20 protein-coding genes are annotated in these 21125 nt (G+C 52.0%); 14 read left to right on the plus strand and 6 right to left on the minus strand.

Annotation, left to right across the window (positions count from 1 at the left end; genetic code table 11):
- The first annotated feature begins 63 nt into the window (after positions 1-63).
- On the plus strand, positions 64-1242 hold the full coding sequence (gene xylR, locus ACJHYD_RS22465; protein WP_000494484.1) for a D-xylose utilization transcriptional activator XylR: 1179 nt from the start codon (positions 64-66) through the stop codon (positions 1240-1242).
- A gap of 107 nt (positions 1243-1349) precedes the next feature.
- Here xylR and ACJHYD_RS22470 read toward each other — a convergent pair whose 3' ends face one another.
- On the minus strand, positions 1350-2174 hold the full coding sequence (locus ACJHYD_RS22470) for a protein bax (protein WP_001297957.1): 825 nt from the start codon (positions 2172-2174) through the stop codon (positions 1350-1352).
- A gap of 319 nt (positions 2175-2493) precedes the next feature.
- Here ACJHYD_RS22470 and malS point away from each other — a divergent pair, with 319 nt between their 5' ends.
- A complete protein-coding gene (gene malS / locus ACJHYD_RS22475; protein ID WP_001551825.1) occupies positions 2494-4524 on the plus strand; it encodes an alpha-amylase in 2031 nt (676 codons plus the stop codon).
- A 177-nt stretch (positions 4525-4701) separates the two neighbouring features.
- Positions 4702-5955 carry a valine--pyruvate transaminase gene (gene avtA / locus ACJHYD_RS22480; protein ID WP_001551826.1) on the plus strand — a complete coding sequence of 418 codons (1254 nt, stop codon included), beginning with the start codon at positions 4702-4704 and terminating at the stop codon, positions 5953-5955.
- Between the two features lie 150 nt (positions 5956-6105).
- On the opposite strand, the gene ACJHYD_RS22485 is transcribed toward avtA, so the two are convergent.
- Positions 6106-6579: a 4Fe-4S binding protein gene (locus ACJHYD_RS22485; RefSeq protein WP_001315901.1), complete on the minus strand. Its 474-nt coding sequence runs from the start codon at positions 6577-6579 to the stop codon at positions 6106-6108.
- Positions 6580-6680: 101 nt separating this feature from the next.
- Positions 6681-7529: an IclR family transcriptional regulator YiaJ gene (gene yiaJ, locus ACJHYD_RS22490; RefSeq protein WP_000514244.1), complete on the minus strand. Its 849-nt coding sequence runs from the start codon at positions 7527-7529 to the stop codon at positions 6681-6683.
- A gap of 200 nt (positions 7530-7729) precedes the next feature.
- On the opposite strand from yiaJ, the gene yiaK reads away from it, so the two are divergent.
- The 9 genes from yiaK (at position 7730) to araD (ending at position 15778) form a co-directional block, all read left to right on the plus strand.
- Positions 7730-8728, plus strand: coding sequence for a 3-dehydro-L-gulonate 2-dehydrogenase (gene yiaK, locus ACJHYD_RS22495; protein WP_000869042.1), 999 nt, complete (start codon positions 7730-7732; stop codon positions 8726-8728).
- A gap of 11 nt (positions 8729-8739) precedes the next feature.
- On the plus strand, positions 8740-9207 hold the full coding sequence (locus ACJHYD_RS22500) for a YhcH/YjgK/YiaL family protein (RefSeq protein ID WP_000576069.1): 468 nt from the start codon (positions 8740-8742) through the stop codon (positions 9205-9207).
- 117 nt (positions 9208-9324) lie between these two features.
- Positions 9325-9798, plus strand: coding sequence for a 2,3-diketo-L-gulonate TRAP transporter small permease YiaM (yiaM, locus tag ACJHYD_RS22505; protein ID WP_001551827.1), 474 nt, complete (start codon positions 9325-9327; stop codon positions 9796-9798).
- A gap of 2 nt (positions 9799-9800) precedes the next feature.
- A complete protein-coding gene (gene yiaN, locus ACJHYD_RS22510; protein WP_000279612.1) occupies positions 9801-11078 on the plus strand; it encodes a 2,3-diketo-L-gulonate TRAP transporter large permease YiaN in 1278 nt (425 codons plus the stop codon).
- A gap of 12 nt (positions 11079-11090) precedes the next feature.
- A complete protein-coding gene (gene yiaO, locus ACJHYD_RS22515; protein ID WP_001551829.1) occupies positions 11091-12077 on the plus strand; it encodes a 2,3-diketo-L-gulonate TRAP transporter substrate-binding protein YiaO in 987 nt (328 codons plus the stop codon).
- A gap of 3 nt (positions 12078-12080) precedes the next feature.
- Positions 12081-13577, plus strand: coding sequence for an L-xylulokinase (gene lyxK / locus ACJHYD_RS22520; RefSeq protein WP_001551830.1), 1497 nt, complete (start codon positions 12081-12083; stop codon positions 13575-13577).
- Positions 13574-14236: a 3-keto-L-gulonate-6-phosphate decarboxylase UlaD gene (gene ulaD, locus ACJHYD_RS22525; RefSeq protein WP_001551831.1), complete on the plus strand. Its 663-nt coding sequence runs from the start codon at positions 13574-13576 to the stop codon at positions 14234-14236. Before lyxK ends, ulaD begins: the two co-directional genes overlap by 4 nt.
- Positions 14229-15089 (plus strand): L-ribulose-5-phosphate 3-epimerase, encoded by an 861-nt coding sequence (locus tag ACJHYD_RS22530; RefSeq protein WP_001551833.1) that lies wholly within the window; start codon positions 14229-14231, stop codon positions 15087-15089. Before ulaD ends, ACJHYD_RS22530 begins: the two co-directional genes overlap by 8 nt.
- Positions 15083-15778, plus strand: a complete 696-nt coding sequence (gene araD / locus ACJHYD_RS22535) for an L-ribulose-5-phosphate 4-epimerase (RefSeq protein ID WP_000893126.1) — start codon at positions 15083-15085, stop codon at positions 15776-15778. The genes ACJHYD_RS22530 and araD overlap by 7 nt, the downstream gene beginning before the upstream one ends.
- Positions 15779-15809: 31 nt before the next feature.
- On the opposite strand, the gene ACJHYD_RS22540 is transcribed toward araD, so the two are convergent.
- A complete protein-coding gene (locus ACJHYD_RS22540; RefSeq protein ID WP_000891823.1) occupies positions 15810-16625 on the minus strand; it encodes an AraC family transcriptional regulator in 816 nt (271 codons plus the stop codon).
- Positions 16626-16850: 225 nt separating this feature from the next.
- Between ACJHYD_RS22540 and ACJHYD_RS22545 the strand changes: the two genes are divergently transcribed.
- Together ACJHYD_RS22545 and ACJHYD_RS22550 are read left to right on the plus strand one after the other, a co-directional pair.
- Positions 16851-18251, plus strand: a complete 1401-nt coding sequence (locus ACJHYD_RS22545; RefSeq protein WP_000204811.1) for an MFS transporter — start codon at positions 16851-16853, stop codon at positions 18249-18251.
- A 10-nt stretch (positions 18252-18261) separates the two neighbouring features.
- Positions 18262-20226 carry a glycoside hydrolase family 127 protein gene (locus ACJHYD_RS22550; RefSeq protein ID WP_001551835.1) on the plus strand — a complete coding sequence of 655 codons (1965 nt, stop codon included), beginning with the start codon at positions 18262-18264 and terminating at the stop codon, positions 20224-20226.
- A 71-nt stretch (positions 20227-20297) separates the two neighbouring features.
- Here the strand turns inward: ACJHYD_RS22550 and ACJHYD_RS22555 are convergent, their stop codons facing one another.
- Both ACJHYD_RS22555 and ACJHYD_RS22560 read right to left on the minus strand, forming a co-directional pair.
- Positions 20298-20708, minus strand: coding sequence for a type II toxin-antitoxin system HicB family antitoxin (locus ACJHYD_RS22555; RefSeq protein WP_000499744.1), 411 nt, complete (start codon positions 20706-20708; stop codon positions 20298-20300).
- A gap of 16 nt (positions 20709-20724) precedes the next feature.
- The gene (locus ACJHYD_RS22560; protein WP_000833473.1) at positions 20725-20910 is read right to left on the minus strand and encodes a type II toxin-antitoxin system HicA family toxin; all 186 of its coding nucleotides are present in this window, start codon (positions 20908-20910) and stop codon (positions 20725-20727) included.
- Between the last annotated feature and the right edge of the window lie 215 nt (positions 20911-21125).

Consider the following 21125-nt stretch of genomic DNA (forward strand, 5'->3'; position numbering starts at 1 on the left):
TTCTCAAAGCCGGTAACGTATTACCGGTTTTGAGTTTTTGCATGATTCAGCAGGAAAAGAACCATGTTTACTAAACGTCACCGCATCACATTACTGTTCAATGCCAATAAAGCCTATGACCGGCAGGTAGTAGAAGGCGTAGGGGAATATTTACAGGCGTCACAATCGGAATGGGATATTTTCATTGAAGAAGATTTCCGCGCCCGCATTGATAAAATCAAGGACTGGTTAGGAGATGGCGTCATTGCCGACTTCGACGACAAACAAATCGAGCAAGCGCTGGCTGATGTCGACGTCCCCATTGTTGGGGTTGGTGGCTCGTATCACCTTGCCGAAAGTTACCCACCCGTTCATTACATTGCCACCGATAACTATGCGCTGGTTGAAAGCGCATTTTTGCATTTAAAAGAGAAAGGCGTTAACCGCTTTGCTTTTTATGGTCTTCCGGAATCAAGCGGTAAACGTTGGGCCACTGAACGCGAATATGCATTTCGTCAGCTTGTCGCCGAAGAAAAGTATCGCGGAGTGGTTTATCAGGGGTTAGAAACCGCGCCAGAGAACTGGCAACACGCGCAAAATCGGCTGGCAGACTGGCTACAAACGCTGCCACCGCAAACCGGGATTATTGCCGTTACTGACGCCCGGGCGCGGCATATTCTGCAAGTATGTGAACATCTACATATTCCCGTACCGGAAAAATTATGCGTGATTGGCATCGATAACGAAGAACTGACCCGCTATCTGTCGCGTGTCGCCCTTTCTTCGGTCGCTCAGGGCGCGCGGCAAATGGGCTATCAGGCGGCAAAACTGTTGCATCGATTATTAGATAAAGAAGAAATGCCGCTACAGCGGATTTTGGTCCCACCAGTTCGCGTCATTGAACGGCGCTCAACAGATTACCGCTCGCTGACCGATCCCGCCGTTATTCAGGCCATGCATTACATTCGTAATCACGCCTGTAAAGGGATTAAAGTGGATCAGGTACTCGATGCGGTCGGGATCTCGCGCTCCAATCTTGAGAAGCGTTTTAAAGAAGAGGTGGGCGAAACCATCCATGCCATGATTCATGCCGAGAAGTTGGAGAAAGCGCGCAGTCTGCTGATTTCAACCACCTTGTCAATCAATGAGATATCGCAAATGTGCGGTTATCCATCGCTGCAATATTTCTACTCTGTTTTTAAAAAAGCATATGACACGACGCCAAAAGAGTATCGCGATGTAAATAGCGAGGTCATGTTGTAGCGATGATGAGAATTGTCGGCGTCGCATCAGGTAACTCAGCACAACCACCTGATGCGAGCAAAAGCCTTATCCGACTGACAAGTCGGATAAGGCTCGAGGAAATGCAATTACATATGCGCCGCGATTAACCGTTGGTTATCCTGGTACATTGCGAACAGGTAGTTGTTATAACTCTTCCCTTTGGTCGAGTAGCCCTTCAGTTTGTGAATCATCGCTGTGGCAGTCACTTCCTGATCCGCTTTACGCAGCTGTGCACGCGATTTACGGAACGAAGAGTAAGCCGGGTGAGTATTCAGGTTAGTGACATAGGCGCTCACCGATTCTTTGACAGAACTAAACTGTGAGTACCCCTTCACTTTACCCGGCGCATTAGTACAACGTCCTTTCATGCATTTCATGCCGAACAGGTTGTTGTTGTTGCGCGCCAGCTTCGACGTTCCCCAACCGCTTTCTGCTGCAGCCATCGTCGCCACCATACTAGTGGGGATAATGTCTACGCGTTCAAGCAAGGTATTCCACGGGATTTTGCGCGTATTACCAGACCACTTCACCTTGTAGCGTTTGGCGATGTCTTTCAGACGCGCACGCTCAGCAGGTGACCATTGGCCCTGATACTGTTTTGAAATGAGCCAGTTACGTTCCGCAGTAATGGCCGCATTTTGGCTGGTAATGTAAGGCATTACAGTCCGGAGAAACGCCTTTTTCCTTGGTGTTCCGGAAGGGTATTTTCGCAAATCAGGAAGTGAACTACTCTTTGCACTATTGCGAGAATACTCTTGTTTACTGCTTACCTGTTTATTACTAGCTTTAGTTAAGTGGGACTTTTGACTCGCTGTTGTTGTGTGCGTCTTCGCTAACACCTCACTCGAAAACACCAGAGTGAGTAACATAAGAATCATCGCCCCATATCGTCGTATGGGAGTCAAAATCATCAGGTCTCCTGGTCGGATTTAATCATTCCAACACCTTATATTTTTCACAAATTTGAGAGTTGAATCTCAAATCATATCAAAAATAGCTGTCAAGAGCACCCCAAGGAATAGTCCAAATCTGAAACTATGTCACGAGTTAACGATTCAGATTGGCGCTAAATCGCAGAAAATGTGGGGTTTATCGCAAAATTCAGCCGTTTTTTGCGCGCGATCGCTCACCCTTGCTTCTCATCCTGTGGACTTACCGCTCAGGGATGAGTTTTGTCTGGCTTATCGCTGGCAAACTGTCTGAAATCGCAGCAATAAGGACTCATCCGCCATGAAACTCGCCGCCTGTTTTCTGACGCTCCTTCCTGGCTTCGCCGTTGCCGCCAGCTGGACTTCTCCGGGGTTTCCCGCCTTTAGCGAACAGGGGACGGGAACATTTGTCAGCCACGCGCAGTTGCCCAAAGGTACGCGTCCACTAACGATAAATTTTGACCAACAGTGCTGGCAGCCTGCGGATGCGATAAAACTCAATCAGATGCTTTCCCTGCAACCTTGTAGCAACACGCCACCTCAATGGCGATTGTTCAGGGACGGCGAATATACGCTGCAACTAGACACCCGCTCCGGTACACCAACATTGATGATTTCCATCCAGAACGCCGTCGAACCGGTAGCAAGCCTGGTCCGTGAATGCCCGAAATGGGATGGATTACCGCTCACACTGGATGTCAGCGCCACTTTTCCGGAGGGAGCCGCAGTCCGGGATTATTACAGCCAGCAAATTGCGATAGTGAAGAACGGTCAAATAACGTTACAACCCGCTGCCACCAGCAACGGTTTACTCCTGCTGGAACGGGCAGAAACTGACGCCCCTGCCCCTTTCGACTGGCATAACGCCACGGTTTACTTTGTGCTGACAGATCGTTTCGAAAACGGCGATCCCAGTAATGACCAGAGTTACGGACGTCATAAAGACGGTATGGCAGAAATTGGCACTTTTCACGGCGGCGATTTACGCGGCCTGACCAACAAACTGGATTACCTCCAGCAGCTGGGCGTCAATGCTTTATGGATAAGTGCCCCATTTGAGCAAATTCACGGCTGGGTCGGCGGCGGTACAAAAGGCGATTTCCCGCATTATGCCTACCACGGTTATTACACACAGGACTGGACGAATCTTGATGCCAATATGGGCAGTGAAGCCGATCTACGGACACTGGTTGATAGCGCGCATCAGCGCGGTATTCGTATTCTCTTTGATGTCGTGATGAACCACACCGGCTATGCCACACTGGCGGATATGCAGGAGTATCAGTTTGGCGCGTTATATCTTTCTGGTGACGAAGTGAAAAAAACGTTGGGTGAACGCTGGAGCGACTGGAAACCTGCCGCCGGGCAAACCTGGCATAGCTTTAACGATTACATTAATTTCAGCGACAAAACAGGCTGGGATAAATGGTGGGGAAAAAACTGGATCAGAACCGATATCGGCGATTACGACAATCCGGGATTCGACGATCTCACTATGTCGCTGGCCTTTTTGCCGGATATCAAAACCGAATCAACGACCGCTTCTGGTCTGCCGGTGTTCTATAAAAACAAAACGGATACCCACGCTAAAGTCATCGACGGCTTTACCCCTCGCGATTACTTAACCCACTGGTTAAGTCAGTGGGTCCGCGACTATGGGATTGATGGTTTTCGGGTCGACACCGCCAAACATGTTGAGTTGCCCGCCTGGCAGCAACTGAAAACCGAAGCCAGCGCCGCGCTTCGCGAATGGAAAAAAGCTAACCCCGACAAAGCATTAGATGACAAACCTTTCTGGATGACCGGTGAAGCCTGGGGCCACGGCGTGATGCAAAGTGACTACTATCGCCACGGCTTCGATGCGATGATCAATTTCGATTATCAGGAGCAGGCGGCTAAAGCAGTCGATTGTCTGGCGCAGATGGATACGACCTGGCAGCAAATGGCGGAGAAATTGCAGGATTTCAACGTGTTGAGCTACCTCTCGTCGCATGATACCCGCCTGTTCCGTGAAGGGGGCGACAAAGCAGCAGAGTTATTATTATTAGCGCCAGGCGCGGTACAAATCTTTTATGGTGATGAATCCTCGCGTCCGTTCGGCCCCACCGGTTCGGATCCGCTGCAAGGTACGCGTTCGGATATGAACTGGCAGGATGTTAGCGGTAAATCTGCCGCCAGCGTCGCGCACTGGCAGAAAATCAGCCAGTTCCGCGCCCGCCATCCCGCAATTGGCGCGGGCAAACAAACGACACTTTCGCTGAAGCAGGGCTACGGCTTTGTTCGTGAGCATGGCGACGATAAAGTGCTGGTCATCTGGGCTGGGCAACAGTGACTTTTCCGGCTTCCCGTTCGTCAGTACCTCGGGAAGCCGCCAACCAGGATAAAATGTCAGAGCTAATCAGCGTTGCAGGATAAAGCACCGCTCACTCTTCAACAGAGCGATTTGCACCCCAGCAAATGTAGCGTTATTGTTACCTTCCTTGCTACAGAGTTCGACAGATATCCCGCTATGACATTCTCCCTTTTTGGTGACAAATTTACCCGCCACTCCGGCATTACGCTGCTGATGGAAGATCTGAACGACGGTTTACGCACGCCTGGCGCGATTATGCTCGGCGGCGGTAATCCAGCGCAGATCCCGGAAATGCAGGACTACTTCCAGACGCTACTGACCGACATGCTGGAAAGTGGCAAAGCGACTGATGCACTGTGCAATTACGACGGTCCACAGGGGAAAACGGAGCTACTCACACTGCTTGCCGGAATGCTGCGCGATAAGTTGGGTTGGGATATCGAACCACAGAATATTGCACTAACAAACGGCAGCCAGAGCGCGTTTTTCTACTTATTTAATCTGTTCGCCGGACGCCGTGCCGATGGTCGGGTCAAAAAAGTGCTGTTTCCGCTGGCACCGGAGTACATTGGCTACGCTGACGCCGGACTGGAAGAAGATCTGTTTGTCTCTGCGCGTCCGAATATTGAACTGCTGCCGGAAGGCCAGTTTAAATACCACGTCGATTTTGAGCATCTGCATATTGGCGAAGAAACCGGGATGATTTGCGTCTCCCGGCCGACGAATCCAACAGGCAATGTGATTACTGACGAAGAGTTGCTGAAGCTTGACGCGCTGGCGAATCAACATGGCATTCCGCTGGTGATTGATAACGCTTATGGCGTCCCGTTCCCGGGTATCATCTTCAGCGAAGCGCGCCCGCTGTGGAATCCGAATATCGTACTGTGCATGAGTCTTTCCAAGCTGGGTCTACCTGGCTCCCGCTGCGGCATTATCATCGCCAATGAAAAAATCATCACCGCCATCACCAATATGAACGGCATTATCAGCCTGGCACCTGGCGGTATTGGTCCGGCGATGATGTGTGAAATGATTAAGCGTAACGATCTGCTGCGCCTGTCTGAAACAGTCATCAAACCGTTTTACTACCAGCGTGTTCAGGAAACTATCGCCATCATTCGCCGCTATTTACCGGAAGATCGCTGCCTGATTCATAAACCGGAAGGAGCCATTTTCCTCTGGCTATGGTTTAAGGATTTGCCCATTACGACCGAGCAGCTCTATCAGCGCCTGAAAGCACGCGGCGTGCTGATGGTGCCGGGGCACAACTTCTTCCCAGGGCTGGATAAACCGTGGCCACATACACATCAATGTATGCGCATGAACTACGTGCCGGAGCCGGATAAAATTGAGGCGGGTGTGAAGATTCTGGCAGAAGAGATAGAAAGAGCCTGGGCTGAAAGTCACTAAAAATTGCCTGATGCGCTACGCTTATCAGGCCTACATGATTTCTGCAATATATTGAATTTGGTAGAATTTGTAGGCCGGATAAGGCGTTTTAGCCGCATCCGGCATAAACAAAGCGCACTATTCCGGCGTTGAGAAACGCCGGAAAACGTTTCAAACAGGCTGCTGCCGTAGCCGATGCCGCTGCACTTTCTCGACATCCATGCACTGCAACGCCTTTGTCGGGCAGGCTTCAACACAGGCCGGCCCCGTCTCCCGATGCCAGCACAGATCGCACTTAATCGCCCTCGCCTTTTTGCGCGAAGAAACGACCTCCATCGCACCAAACGGGCAAGCCAGCATACAGCTTTTACAGCCAATGCAACGTGATTGTTCAACGAAAATATGCCCATGTTCGCGGCTTATCGCGTCAACAGGGCAGACATTCGCGCACGGTGCATCTTCACACTGATGACAGGCTACCGCCGTGGTCCAGCTGTGGTCTTTAATGACACGAATACGGGAAATAAACTCGTCTGGTGACAACGCAGCGCAATCCTGATTCTCCTGATGCGACACTGCGCAAGCCACTTCACAGGTACGGCAACCGATACATTTCGTCGCATCCGCAATAATAAACCGGTTCATGATCACTCCTTTGCACTAAAACAGCAGAGTGCCAGAGAGCGCGTCTCTACTGCTTTGATCCAACGAAGGAAATGTTAAAGTTTTGGCACTTGTCCAAAGCGTTATGTGATCGCGCCCTGGTCGTCCCTGACAGTAAATCCCAGTTCATTAGAAATAGCCTGCGCGGTTTCACGCAGTGGTTTCAGGAGATTTTTCTCCCCCACCTGTTTCAGACGTGATGTCGAAAGAGAAATCGACACGGCGTACGGCACCCGCCCATGAATATCAAACACCGGAACAGCAATACAGGAGACGCCGAGTTCGTTTTCTTCTCTGTCCATCGCCGCTCCGCTTTCACGAATGTGCGCCAGTTCGTCGAACATCGCGGGCAGCTCGGTAATGGTATTGCGGGTTAACGGCTGGATCTCATGCTGATGGCTTTTCCAGTATGACTTCACGTAGTCCGGGTGACCAAACGCCATGTAGATCTTGCCCATTGCGGAACAGTAGAGCGGCATATGCTGGCCTATATAGGCACGGGTTCGCAGCATCCCGGTTGTGGGTTCCAGCTTATAAATCAAAATAGCGTGATCGTCTTCGCGGCTGGAGAAGTTAATGGTTTCACCAGTGGCGATGTTCAGTGCCTCAAGATGCGGAGCGGCGATATGAATGATATTCAGCGAAGACAGCGCCTTCTGCCCGACGGCAATAAATTTGGTAGTCAGGCGGTAACTCCCTGCGGCGGGCGCGGTGGTCACATAGCCGCAGGACTGTAATCCCTGCAATAAGCGATGGACGGTACTCTTATTTAAACCAGCCAGCTCCGAAAGATGCGCCAACGGACAACCGTTTGGATAGTTGCTCAAAATCTCAATCAGCATCAACCCGCGAAACAGACTCTGGCTTCCGGCTGGACGCTCTTTTTCCTGCGCCATCTCGTTCTCTTTTTTTCCCATCACTTCTTTCCCCATTTTGTCGCGTCCTGATGGTAGCGCAAAGTGTGTCGTAGTTCACGATCTCGACAGATAATTTATAACCAATTGATTTTTAAGTTTTTTGAAATTCATCAATCAGATTGCTTTGTTAAAAAGCGATCGATATATTTGAAATTAGATTTCGCATATTGAAATTTTAAGCCAAAAAAGCGATCAAAAAAACAAGGAAGCCAGGGATGAAAGTGACATTTGAGCAGTTAAAAGCAGCCTTTAATCGAGTCTTAATTTCACGCGGCGTTGACAGCGAAACGGCTGATGCCTGTGCCGAGATGTTCGCCCGCACCACCGAATCCGGCGTTTATTCTCACGGCGTCAACCGTTTCCCTCGTTTCATTCAACAACTGGAAAACGGCGATATCATTCCTGATGCCCAACCCAAACGTATAACCAGCCTCGGCGCAATTGAACAGTGGGACGCCCAGCGTTCGATCGGTAACCTGACAGCGAAAAAGATGATGGATCGCGCCATCGAACTGGCTGCCGATCATGGTATTGGTCTGGTGGCACTACGTAATGCCAACCACTGGATGCGCGGCGGCAGCTACGGCTGGCAGGCGGCGGAAAAAGGCTATATTGGCATTTGCTGGACCAACTCCATCGCCGTAATGCCGCCGTGGGGCGCAAAAGAGTGTCGCATCGGCACCAACCCGCTGATCGTCGCCATTCCTTCTACCCCAATCACCATGGTCGATATGTCGATGTCGATGTTCTCTTACGGCATGTTAGAAGTTAACCGTCTGGCAGGTCGTCAGCTCCCGGTTGATGGTGGCTTTGATGATGAGGGCAATTTGACCAAAGAACCTGGCGTTATCGAGAAGAATCGCCGCATTTTGCCGATGGGCTACTGGAAAGGTTCTGGCATGTCGATTGTGCTGGATATGATCGCCACTCTCCTTTCCGACGGCGCATCGGTTGCCGAAGTCACCCAGGACAACAGCGACGAATACGGCGTTTCGCAAATCTTTATCGCCATCGAAGTGGATAAATTGATCGACGGCCCCACCCGCGATGCAAAGCTGCAACGCATCATGGATTACGTTACTACCGCTGAACGCGCTGACGAAAACCAGGCCATCCGCTTACCCGGCCACGAATTTACTACCCTGCTGGCCGAAAACCGCCGTAACGGCATCACCGTTGATGACAGCGTGTGGGCCAAAATCCAGGCGTTATGAGGAGATAAGTCATGATTTTTGGACATATCGCGCAACCCAATCCGTGCCGTTTGCCTGCCGCCATTGAAAAGGCGCTCGATTTTCTGCGCGCTACCGATTTCAACGCCCTGGAGCCGGGTGTTGTCGAAATCGACGGCAAGAATATTTATGCGCAAATTATCGATTTAACCACACGCGAAGCGGCGGAAAACCGTCCGGAAGTGCATCGTCGGTATATCGATATTCAGTTTCTGGCGTGGGGTGAAGAGAAAATCGGCATTGCTATTGATACGGGAAATAATAAAGTCAGCGAATCACTATTAGAGCAGCGCGATATTATTTTTTATCACGATAGTGAACATGAATCATTTATAGAAATGATACCGGGCAGCTACGCTATTTTCTTCCCGCAGGATGTTCATCGACCAGGTTGTATTCTGCAAACAGCCTCTGAGATACGAAAAATTGTGGTTAAAGTCGCATTAACAGCGCTGAATTAATCGAATAATCGTCTACGCCAGAACGCCTGGGTAATGTTATTGCTCTAACTATATTAATAATTTAGGTTGCTGCACATGCAACTTGAATTATGACAGACATAGCCTCAAGGAATAGCTATGAAAAAAATACTTGAAGCAATACTGGCGATTAATCTCGCCGTACTTTCCTGTATTGTGTTTATAAACATTATTTTAAGATATGGTTTTCAGACAAGCATTTTATCTGTAGATGAATTGTCACGTTATTTATTTGTCTGGTTAACATTTATTGGCGCGATTGTGGCTTTTATGGATAACGCCCACGTTCAGGTCACCTTTCTGGTGGAGAAACTCTCCCCCGCATGGCAGCGACGAGTCGCTCTGGTTACCCATTCCTTAATCTTATTTATTTGTGGCGCACTGGCCTGGGGCGCAACGCTAAAAACAATTCAGGACTGGAGCGATTATTCACCGATCCTCGGTTTGCCCATCGGCCTGATGTATGCCGCTTGTCTGCCCACCAGCCTCGTTATCGCATTCTTTGAACTGCGTCATTTATATCAACTCATCACGCGTAGCAATTCTCTAACGACGCCACCGCAAGGAGCTTAATCATGGCTGTGCTGATTTTTCTGGGCTGTCTGTTGGGTGGTATTGCTATCGGTTTGCCTATTGCCTGGGCACTGTTGTTGTGCGGGGCGGCGTTAATGTTCTGGCTGGAGATGTTTGATGTCCAGATCATGGCACAAACGCTGGTGAACGGAGCCGACAGCTTCTCCCTGCTGGCGATTCCGTTCTTTGTGCTGGCGGGTGAAATCATGAATGCGGGCGGCTTGTCAAAACGCATTGTTGACCTGCCGATGAAACTGGTGGGGCATAAACCAGGCGGGCTGGGCTACGTCGGCGTGCTGGCGGCTATGATTATGGCAAGCCTTTCTGGTTCTGCCGTTGCGGATACCGCCGCCGTTGCCGCTCTACTGGTGCCGATGATGCGCAGCGCCAACTACCCGGTCAACCGGGCGGCGGGGCTGATTGCCTCTGGCGGCATTATCGCGCCAATTATTCCCCCTTCCATTCCGTTTATTATTTTCGGCGTTTCCAGCGGATTATCCATCAGTAAGCTGTTTATGGCGGGCATTGCCCCTGGCATGATGATGGGCGCAACGCTGATGCTTACCTGGTGGTGGCAGGCCAGTCGCCTTAATTTACCCCGCCAGCAAAAAGCAACGATGCAGGAAATCTGGCACTCTTTTGTCTCCGGTATCTGGGCGCTGTTTCTTCCAGTCATCATTATTGGCGGGTTTCGCTCCGGTCTGTTTACCCCTACCGAAGCCGGGGCCGTTGCTGCTTTCTATGCGTTGTTTGTCGCCACAGTTATTTACCGTGAAATGACCTTCGCCACACTTTGGCATGTGCTTATTGGCGCGGCGAAAACGACCTCAGTGGTGATGTTTCTGGTGGCCTCGGCACAAGTTTCCGCCTGGCTGATCACCATTGCTGAACTGCCGATGATGGTTTCTGATTTACTGCAACCGCTGGTCGATTCACCGCGTCTGCTGTTTATCGTCATTATGGTGGCTATCCTGATTGTCGGCATGGTCATGGATTTAACGCCGACGGTATTAATTCTTACCCCGGTATTAATGCCTTTAGTTAAAGAGGCAGGAATCGATCCGATTTATTTCGGTGTCATGTTTATCATTAACTGCTCAATCGGCTTAATTACACCGCCTATCGGTAATGTGCTTAACGTTATTTCAGGGGTGGCAAAACTCAAATTCGATGATGCAGTCAGAGGCGTTTTCCCTTACGTCCTGGTTTTATATTCATTATTAGTCGTATTTGTTTTTATTCCCGATCTCATCATCCTCCCTTTGAAATGGATTAATTAAAAGGAAAATATTATGAAATTACGCTCTGTAACCTACGCATTATTCATTTCTGGCCTGGCTGCATTCAGTACATCTTCACTGGCGGCACAATCTTTACGTTTCGGTTATGAAACCTCACAAACCGACTCGCAACATATTGCAGCGAAAAAATTCAATGAATTATTACAGGAAAAAACCAAAGGCGAACTGAAATTAAAATTGTTTCCGGATAGCACCCTCGGTAATGCACAGGCGATGATCAGCGGCGTGCGTGGCGGCACCATCGATATGGAAATGTCCGGCTCGAATAACTTTGCCGGATTGTCACCTGTGATGAACCTGCTTGATGTCCCTTTCCTGTTCCGCGATACCGCCCACGCGCATAAAACGCTCGACGGCAAAGTCGGTGATGACCTGAAAGTCTCCCTTGAAGGTAAGGGACTGAAAGTACTGGCCTATTGGGAAAACGGCTGGCGCGATGTCACCAACTCGCGTGCGCCAGTGAAAACACCTGCCGACCTGAAAGGGCTGAAAATTCGCACCAACAATAGTCCGATGAATATCGCCGCATTCAAAGTCTTTGGCGCTAACCCGATCCCGATGCCGTTTGCCGAAGTCTATACCGGGCTGGAAACCCGCACTATCGACGCTCAGGAACACCCTATCAACGTCGTCTGGTCAGCAAAATTTTTCGAAGTGCAGAAATACCTTTCTCTGACCCATCACGCCTATTCCCCGCTTCTGGTGGTGATCAACAAAGCGAAGTTTGACGGCTTAACCCCGGAGTTCCAGCAGGCGCTGATCTCATCTGCGCAGGAAGCGGGTAACTACCAGCGCAAACTGGTTGCCGAAGATCAGCAAAAAATCATCGACGGCATGAAAGAAGCGGGCGTGGAAGTCATCACCGATCTCGACCGCAAAGCCTTTAGCGACGCACTGGGTACTCAGGTCCGCGACATGTTTGTTAAAGATGTTCCGCAGGGCGCTGAGCTGCTGAAAGCCGTGGATGAGGTGCAATAAACCATGACGCAATACTGGCTGGGGTTAGATTGTGGCGGTAGCTGGCTGAAAGCCGGGCTGTATGACCGCGAAGGCCGGGAGGCAGGCGTGCAGCGCCTGCCTCTGTGCGCATTAAGCCCGCAGCCAGGCTGGGCAGAGCGCGATATGGCAGAACTGTGGCAATGCTGCATGGCTGTCATTCGCGCCCTGCTTACTCATTCTGGTGTCAGCGGGGAGCAAATAGTGGGTATCGGTATCTCCGCACAGGGAAAGGGCTTGTTTTTGCTGGATAAAAACGACAAGCCGCTCGGGAATGCTATTTTGTCCTCGGACCGCCGGGCGATGGAAATCGTTCGTCGCTGGCAGGAAGATGGCATCCCGGAAAAACTTTACCCGCTGACCCGACAAACCTTGTGGACCGGGCATCCGGTGTCGCTGTTACGCTGGCTGAAAGAGCACAAACCAGAACGCTACGCGCAAATTGGCTGCGTGATGATGACGCACGACTACCTGCGCTGGTGTTTAACCGGCGTCAAAGGCTGTGAAGAGAGCAATATTTCCGAGTCCAACCTCTACAACATGAGTCTTGGGGAATATGACCCGTGCCTCACCGACTGGCTTGGGATCGCTGAAATCAACCACGCCCTGCCGCCTGTTGTCGGATCTGCCGAAATCTGCGGGGAGATCACCGCTCAGACAGCCGCACTGACCGGTCTGAAAGCGGGTACGCCCGTTGTCGGCGGCCTGTTTGATGTGGTTTCTACCGCACTCTGCGCCGGGATCGAAGACGAATTTACCCTCAATGCGGTAATGGGCACTTGGGCGGTGACCAGCGGCATAACCAGCGGTTTGCGTGACGGTGAAGCGCATCCGTATGTCTATGGTCGCTACGTTAACGATGGTCAATTTATCGTTCACGAAGCCAGCCCCACCTCTTCCGGCAACCTCGAATGGTTTACCGCACAGTGGGGAGAAATCTCGTTTGATGAGATCAACCAGGCCGTTGCCAGCTTGCCGAAAGCCGGTGGCGATCTCTTTTTCCTGCCGTTCCTGTACGGCAGCAACGCCGGACTCGAGATGACCAGCGGTTTCTACGGGATGCAGGCCATTCACACCCGCGCACACCTGTTGCAGGCCATTTATGAAGGGGTGGTATTCAGCCATATGACCCATCTCAACCGGATGCGCGAACGTTTTACTGATGTGCACACCCTGCGCGTCACTGGCGGCCCGGCGCATTCCGATGTCTGGATGCAAATGCTGGCGGACGTCAGCGGACTGCGTATCGAGCTGCCGCAGGTGGAAGAAACCGGCTGTTTTGGCGCGGCGCTTGCCGCCCGCGTCGGCACCGGGGTTTATCACAACTTCAGCGAAGCCCAACGTGATTTACAGCACCCGGTACGCACCCTGCTGCCGGATATGACCGCCCATCAGCTTTACCAACAAAAATACCAACGCTATCAGCATCTCATTGCCGCACTTCAGGGCTTTCACGCCCGCATCAAGGAGCACACATTATGAGCCGACCACTTCTGCAACTGGCCCTCGACCACTCATCACTTGAAGCCGCGCAGCGCGACGTGACGCTGTTAAAAGACAGCGTCGATATCGTCGAAGCGGGCACCATTCTCTGTTTAAACGAAGGGCTTGGCGCAGTGAAAGCCTTACGCGAACAATGCCCGGACAAAATCATCGTTGCTGACTGGAAGGTCGCCGACGCTGGTGAAACGCTCGCGCAACAGGCGTTTGGCGCGGGTGCCAACTGGATGACCATCATCTGCGCCGCGCCGCTCGCGACGGTGGAAAAAGGCCACGCGATGGCGCAACGCTGCGGTGGTGAAATTCAGATCGAGTTGTTCGGTAACTGGACGCTGGACGACGCCCGCGACTGGCATCGTATTGGCGTGCGGCAGGCCATTTATCATCGCGGTCGTGACGCACAGGCCAGCGGGCAACAGTGGGGCGAGGCCGATCTGGCACGCATGAAGGCGCTTTCCGATATCGGCCTTGAGCTTTCCATTACCGGCGGGATTACCCCTGCTGACCTGCCGCTGTTTAAAGATATCCACGTGAAAGCGTTTATTGCCGGACGAGCACTGGCAGGCGCAGCAAATCCGGCGCAGGTGGCTGGCGATTTCCATGCGCAAATTGATGCCATCTGGGGAGGCGCGCGTGCGTAATCATCCGTTAGGGATTTATGAAAAAGCGCTGGCGAAAGATCTCTCCTGGCCTGAGCGGCTGGTGCTGGCAAAAAGCTGCGGCTTTGATTTTGTCGAAATGTCGGTGGATGAAACCGACGAACGTTTGTCACGCCTTGACTGGAGCGCCACACAAAGGACTTCGCTGGTTGCCGCGATGATCGAAACGGGTGTTGGGATCCCGTCGATGTGCCTGTCCGCACATCGTCGCTTTCCTTTTGGTAGCCGTGACGACGCGGTACGCCAGCGAGCACGGGAGATCATGAGTAAAGCGATTCGTCTGGCGCGCGATCTCGGCATTCGCACCATTCAACTGGCGGGTTATGACGTCTATTACGAAGACCACGACGAAGGCACCCAGCAACGTTTTGCAGAAGGGCTGGCGTGGGCGGTCGAACAGGCGGCGGCATCACAAGTCATGCTGGCAGTGGAGATTATGGATACCGCGTTTATGAACTCCATCAGCAAATGGAAAAAATGGGACGAGATGCTCGCCTCGCCGTGGTTCACCGTCTACCCGGACGTCGGCAACCTCAGCGCCTGGGGCAATGATGTTCCCGCCGAACTGAAACTGGGCATTGACCGTATCGCCGCGATCCACCTGAAAGACACCCAGCCAGTCACCGGGCAAAATCCCGGACAGTTCCGTGATGTGCCGTTTGGCGAAGGCTGCGTCGATTTCGTTGGCATCTTCAAAACGCTGCATGAACTGAACTATCGCGGTTCTTTCCTGATTGAGATGTGGACCGAAAAAGCCAAAGAGCCGGTGCTGGAGATTATTCAGGCGCGGCGCTGGATTGAAGCGCGTATGCAGGAGGCTGGATTTATATGTTAGAGCAACTGAAAGCCGACGTGCTGGCGGCGAATCTGGCGCTTCCCGCTCACCATCTGGTGACGTTCACCTGGGGCAATGTCAGCGCGGTAGACGAAGCGCGGCAATGGATGGTAATCAAACCTTCCGGCGTCGAGTACGACGTGATGACCGCCGACGATATGGTGGTGGTTGAGATAGCCAGCGGTAAGGTGGTAGAAGGCAGCAAAAAGCCCTCGTCCGACACGCCAACGCATCTGGCGCTTTACCGTCGCTATGCCGAAATCGGTGGCATTGTGCATACCCACTCGCGCCACGCCACCATCTGGTCACAGGCCGGGCTGGATCTCCCCGCCTGGGGCACCACGCACGCCGATTATTTCTATGGTGCCATCCCCTGCACGCGACAGATGACCGCAGAGGAGATCAACGGCGAGTATGAATACCAGACCGGCGAAGTGATCATTGAAACTTTCGAAGAACGCGGCAGGAGTCCGGCGCAAATCCCGGCGGTACTGGTGCATTCTCACGGCCCGTTCGCCTGGGGTAAAAACGCCGCCGATGCGGTGCATAATGCCGTAGTGCTGGAAGAGTGCGCCTATATGGGCCTGTTCTCGCGCCAGCTTGCGCCGCAACTCCCTGCGATGCAAAACGAACTGTTGGATAAGCACTACCTGCGTAAGCATGGGGCCAATGCCTATTACGGGCAGTAATCCCTCACGCCGGGGCTTCATCGCCCCGGCACTACGAATTGATATGTTCCTTGCTGTAACGTCGCTTCCACGCAGCTGGCGTTAAACCGGTGTGTTTGCGAAAAATCTGTCGGAAATAACCAACGTCATTAAACCCGCACAACGCCGCCACTTCCGTGAGCGATCGCGCTTCGCTAATTAACAGCTTTTCGGCTTCGCGCACTCGCTGGCGATGGATTGCTTCTGTTAACGTCAGATGAAACACCCGCCGATAGACACGCCCAAGATAATCGGCATTGCAGTACAGCTCGCGGGCTAAAAGCGCCGTAGAAAGCGGGCGATGATATTGCGTGCGGATCAGTTTCTGCGCTTTCCAGGCAAGCGTGGTACCTGCGGCATCGGCCTGTTCATCAAGACGCGCGTCACGGGTGAGTTGCTGCAAAATCAGCAGCACAATAAACTCCAGCGCCGGAGTGCGTTGATGCTTTTCCTGTTCGCTTAAGAACTGGCGAAACAGGGCCACCAGCGCCTGCGGATCGGCAACCTTCGTTTGTTGCGGCACGCTAAGATGAGTGAGCCAGCGCGGGTCGCTATCCGGCGCTTTAACCTCAAAATGCAGCCAGTAAAATTTGAGATCGGCGGGAAAATCCTCTACCCCAACATGCTGTCGGTTCGGCCAGAGTAATAAACTCTCTCCCGCATCGACCAGAAATATCCGCTCTTCTTCCTGAATCGCTAATCGACCTTTTTCGACAAAGATAATTTCCCATGACTCCAGCCGCCTTGCCGGATGCCTCCCTACGCCACGGGAAATAAATAATCCACCATTTTGCACTTTAATCGGTAACGTCATGGATAATTCGAGCATTAATATGTAATTTCCCGCTTATTCATTAATGATTAAACACATTACCTTTTGATTATTAATCAAAAACATTAATTTCACCTGATCCAATTCACACTTTTAAATTCAGGTCGGAATCGTCACCTTTTTTTACTCTTTTCTCGCCTTGTTGATATTCCCGTTCACGGCAGAATTAATCATGTCATTGCAATAAAACTAAAAATTGCACCCTATTCACGAGGAACATCTATGACCTCTACACCGATTACTACCGCTGATATCGCTAAAGGTAAAATTGACGATGCGTTATCTGTACGGGAAAAAATAGGCTACGGCCTGGGTGACGCAGGCGGCACCGTAATAACTTGCCTGATCATGAACTTTCTCACCTTTTTCTACACCGACGTTTTTGGCTTAACTCCGGCGCTGGTCGGCACGCTGTTTATTGCACTGCGCGTGTTTGATGCCATCTCCGACCCGGTGATGGGCGTCATTGCCGACCGGACGCAAAGTCGCTGGGGGCGCTTTCGTCCGTGGCAGTTGTGGATTGCCATTCCCATCGGCATTATCGGCATCCTGACGTTCACCGTGCCAGATGCCAGCATGGGAGTAAAAATCGCCTGGGCGTTCGGCACTTACCTGCTCCTTTCAGTCGGTTATACCGCCATCAACGTGCCGTACTGCGCGCTGATCAACACCATGACCACCCGCCACAATGAAGTGATCTCCTGCCAGTCCTGGCGATTCGTTCTCTGCGGCGTGGCGGGATTTCTGGTTTCGGTAGGCTTACCGTGGATGGTAGATCTCTTCGGTCAGGGTAATGCCGCGCGCGGCTATCAACTGGGCGTCGGCGTATTGTGCGCCATTGCCGTGGTGATGTTCCTGTGCTGTTTCTTCTGGGTTCGTGAACGGGTGCCACTCTCCACAATGGGGAAATTTACCCTGCGCGAACATCTTGCCGGGCTGCGAAACAACGACCAACTGCTGCTGATGCTGGTCATGTCTTTCCTGCTGATTAACGTCTTTAATATTCGCGGCGGTGGGTATATGTACTTCATTACCTACGTCTTACAAGGCAGTACGGGCTACACGTCGCTGTTCTTCACCATGGTCACCTTCGCCTCCATTATCGGCTCGGTGATTGTCAGCCCATTAACGCGGCGTTTCGATACCGTCAAAATTTACTACTACACCAACCTGCTCCTCGCTGCGCTGGCGGTGTTGATGTGGTTCCTGCCTTCTGGCCCGGCTTATCAAACGCTGTGGCTGGCGGTGATCCTCGGTAATGGCGTGATTCTTGGCTTCACATTGCCACTGCACTTCTCATTGATGGCCTTTGCCGATGACTACGGCGAGTGGAAAACCCGCGTACGTTCTTCCGGCATGAACTTCGCCTTCAATCTGTTTTTCATCAAGCTGGCCTGGGCCTCCAGCGCCGGGATCATCAGCCTGCTGTTTATTTTTGTCGCCTACCAGCCAGGCGTGGAAAACCAGACCGCCAGTTCGCTTGGCGGGATCGCGGCGATGGAAACATTGCTGCCTGCGCTATTCCACCTGCTGCTGGCGATGGCGATCCGCTTTTGCAAACTCAATAACCCTATGATGTCACGCATAGCTAGCGACCTGCGTCAGCGTCATGTACAGCCTTAAGGAGCACAAGATGAACATTTCGGAAGTCGATCTGCATAAACTGACGGTCAGCGATCCGTTCCTCGGTCAGTACCAACAACTGGTCCGCGACGTGGTGATTCCTTATCAGTGGGATGCCTTGAACGATCGTATCCCAGAAGCGGAACCTAGCCATGCGATTGAAAACTTTCGCATTGCCGCAGGACTGCAAGACGGTGAATTTTACGGGATGGTGTTTCAGGACAGCGACGTCGCCAAATGGCTGGAAGCGGTAGCCTGGTCGCTGTGCCAGAAGCCGGATGCCGAACTGGAAAAAACCGCTGACGAGGTAATCGAACTGGTCGCTTCCGCCCAGTGCGAAGATGGCTATCTCAATACTTACTTTACGGTAAAAGCGCCCGAAGAACGCTGGAGCAATCTGGCGGAGTGTCATGAACTTTACTGCGCCGGTCATCTGATTGAAGCCGGAGTCGCCTTCTTCCAGGCCACGGGCAAGCGGCGCTTGCTGGAGGTCGTTTGCCGCCTGGCCGATCATATCGACAGCGTATTTGGTCCAGGTGAAAGTAAGTTACACGGTTATCCCGGTCACCCGGAAATTGAACTGGCACTAATGCGCCTGTATGAAGTGACTGAAGAGCCGCGCTACCTGGCGCTGACGAACTATTTTGTCGAACAGCGTGGTGCGCAACCGCACTATTACGACCAGGAATATGAAAAGCGCGGGCAGACCTCGCACTGGCACACCTACGGCCCGGCGTGGATGGTGAAAGACAAAGCCTACAGCCAGGCGCATTTGCCCATCGCACAGCAGCAAACCGCCATTGGTCACGCAGTACGTTTTGTCTACCTGATGACCGGCGTCGCGCATCTCGCGCGTTTAAGTCACGATGAAAGCAAGCGTCAGGACTGCCTGCGGCTGTGGAACAATATGGCCCAGCGTCAGTTATATATTACCGGCGGCATTGGCTCACAAAGCAGCGGCGAAGCGTTCAGCAGCGATTACGATCTGCCGAATGACACGGTATACGCCGAAAGCTGTGCTTCCATCGGCCTGATGATGTTCGCCCGGCGAATGCTGGAAATGGAAGGCGACAGTCAATATGCCGATGTGATGGAGCGCGCACTGTACAACACCGTGCTCGGCGGCATGGCGCTGGATGGCAAACATTTCTTCTATGTGAATCCGCTGGAAGTGCATCCAAAAACGTTAAAATTCAACCATATCTACGATCACGTTAAGCCGATCCGCCAGCGTTGGTTTGGTTGCGCTTGTTGTCCGCCAAATATCGCCCGCGTGCTAACCTCGATTGGTCATTATCTCTACACGCCGCGTGAAGATGCGTTGTATATCAACATCTACGCAGGAAACAGCATGGAAGTGCCGGTAGAAAATGGCACGCTGCGTCTGCGGGTTAGCGGAAACTATCCGTGGCAGGAACAGGTGACAATTGCGGTTGAATCGCCCCAGCCGGTGCGTCATACGCTGGCTTTACGTCTGCCGGACTGGTGCATACAGCCGCAGATCATATTGAATGGGGAAGAGGTCGAGCAGGATATTCGTAAAGGGTATTTGCACATTACCCGCGAATGGCAGGAGGGCGACACGCTGAATCTGACTTTGCCAATGCCGGTACGTCGCGTTTACGGTAACCCTCTGGTGCGTCACGTCGCCGGAAAAGTGGCGATTCAGCGCGGCCCGCTGGTGTATTGCCTGGAACAGGCCGACAACGGCGAGTCACTGCATAACCTGTGGCTGCCTACCGATGCGCCATTTACGACCTTTGACGGCAAGGGATTGTTCCGCCATAAGATCTTAATCCAGGCACCGGGTTACCGGTGTGAACAGAGCAATCCAGAACAACAACCGTTGTGGCATTACGACTATGCCCCAGCCAAACGCCAGCCGCAAACTCTGACATTTATCCCGTGGTTTAGCTGGGCTAACCGGGGTGAAGGCGAAATGCGGATCTGGGTGAATGAGGAAACCAGCGCATGATGCGACGCTTAACGCGTCTTATCAGTATCAACATATCGGTGCGGTTGCCCGCCAACCATCGAAACGCGAGATTAAACGCCCGGCAATACACGCCGGGCAGCTTCTGCCAGAAACGCACTTCTGTTGGCGTAGTCTGGGTTATTGCGCACGTAGGTATCAATCTTGTTCAGTAACCTTTTCGGCATCGTAATATTGATACGTTCAGCCCGACCTTCGAACTGATTCATATTGATATCCACCAGCAACCATTGCCCACCAATAAAGTCCTGCGCACGCTGGACCAGATGTGTTTCCACAGAGCCTGGAAGCGGCAACTCTTCATTCATCTCGCATAAGGTTTCGAAGTGCGCGACCAGTGCACTTCGCGCATCCTGGAAAGCGTTGTCCAGCGTATCACCAGCAAAATAACAGCCTGGAACATCAGGGAAAAAACCGCTGGCGCTGCCGTCAGGATCACTGTGGATATAGGCGGGATAAAACATATTGCCTCCTGAAATTTTAAAATGTTAAACCAGCCTGACGCCCAATTTGCGCCAGCGTACCGGGCTTAATATCTTTTTTAGGGTGCGGAACCGTCACCAGACCCGGATGAACAGGGTGGCGGAACTGATGATGACTGCCACGGGTTCGAATATGTTCCCAGCCATGCTGCTTCAGGATGGCGATCACGTCTGCACTTTTCACATCCCTGCCCTTCCATGATTATACACACGATACACACACAATTAGCGATAACAATCACGATAGCGCGATTTATATGGGCCGTCAGGGGGATAAAGTTGACTCGCTCGGAAGGAGAATAACGGTGTGCAGTAACTTGTTGAAAAGATGCGAGGAGACTCGTAATTAAGTTCAATCAATATTCAGTCATTCAAGACGTAGACATTTGAATTGGTAAA

Origin of the sequence: Escherichia sp. WS1368 (assembly GCF_046487485.1) — a bacterium.
Classification (GTDB): domain Bacteria; phylum Pseudomonadota; class Gammaproteobacteria; order Enterobacterales; family Enterobacteriaceae; genus Escherichia; species Escherichia coli.

Bases quoted from the DNA above. Each gene is read 5' to 3' on its own strand.
- xylR (WP_000494484.1), top strand. From the start codon at position 64: ATGTTTACTAAACGTCACCGCATCACATTACTGTTCAATGCCAATAAA.
- ACJHYD_RS22470 (WP_001297957.1), bottom strand. From the start codon at position 2,174: ATGATTTTGACTCCCATACGACGATATGGGGCGATGATTCTTATGTTA.
- malS (WP_001551825.1), top strand. From the start codon at position 2,494: ATGAAACTCGCCGCCTGTTTTCTGACGCTCCTTCCTGGCTTCGCCGTT.
- avtA (WP_001551826.1), top strand. From the start codon at position 4,702: ATGACATTCTCCCTTTTTGGTGACAAATTTACCCGCCACTCCGGCATT.
- ACJHYD_RS22485 (WP_001315901.1), bottom strand. From the start codon at position 6,579: ATGAACCGGTTTATTATTGCGGATGCGACGAAATGTATCGGTTGCCGT.
- yiaJ (WP_000514244.1), bottom strand. From the start codon at position 7,529: ATGGGGAAAGAAGTGATGGGAAAAAAAGAGAACGAGATGGCGCAGGAA.
- yiaK (WP_000869042.1), top strand. From the start codon at position 7,730: ATGAAAGTGACATTTGAGCAGTTAAAAGCAGCCTTTAATCGAGTCTTA.
- ACJHYD_RS22500 (WP_000576069.1), top strand. From the start codon at position 8,740: ATGATTTTTGGACATATCGCGCAACCCAATCCGTGCCGTTTGCCTGCC.
- yiaM (WP_001551827.1), top strand. From the start codon at position 9,325: ATGAAAAAAATACTTGAAGCAATACTGGCGATTAATCTCGCCGTACTT.
- yiaN (WP_000279612.1), top strand. From the start codon at position 9,801: ATGGCTGTGCTGATTTTTCTGGGCTGTCTGTTGGGTGGTATTGCTATC.
- yiaO (WP_001551829.1), top strand. From the start codon at position 11,091: ATGAAATTACGCTCTGTAACCTACGCATTATTCATTTCTGGCCTGGCT.
- lyxK (WP_001551830.1), top strand. From the start codon at position 12,081: ATGACGCAATACTGGCTGGGGTTAGATTGTGGCGGTAGCTGGCTGAAA.
- ulaD (WP_001551831.1), top strand. From the start codon at position 13,574: ATGAGCCGACCACTTCTGCAACTGGCCCTCGACCACTCATCACTTGAA.
- araD (WP_000893126.1), top strand. From the start codon at position 15,083: ATGTTAGAGCAACTGAAAGCCGACGTGCTGGCGGCGAATCTGGCGCTT.
- ACJHYD_RS22540 (WP_000891823.1), bottom strand. From the start codon at position 16,625: ATGCTCGAATTATCCATGACGTTACCGATTAAAGTGCAAAATGGTGGA.
- ACJHYD_RS22545 (WP_000204811.1), top strand. From the start codon at position 16,851: ATGACCTCTACACCGATTACTACCGCTGATATCGCTAAAGGTAAAATT.
- ACJHYD_RS22550 (WP_001551835.1), top strand. From the start codon at position 18,262: ATGAACATTTCGGAAGTCGATCTGCATAAACTGACGGTCAGCGATCCG.
- ACJHYD_RS22555 (WP_000499744.1), bottom strand. From the start codon at position 20,708: ATGTTTTATCCCGCCTATATCCACAGTGATCCTGACGGCAGCGCCAGC.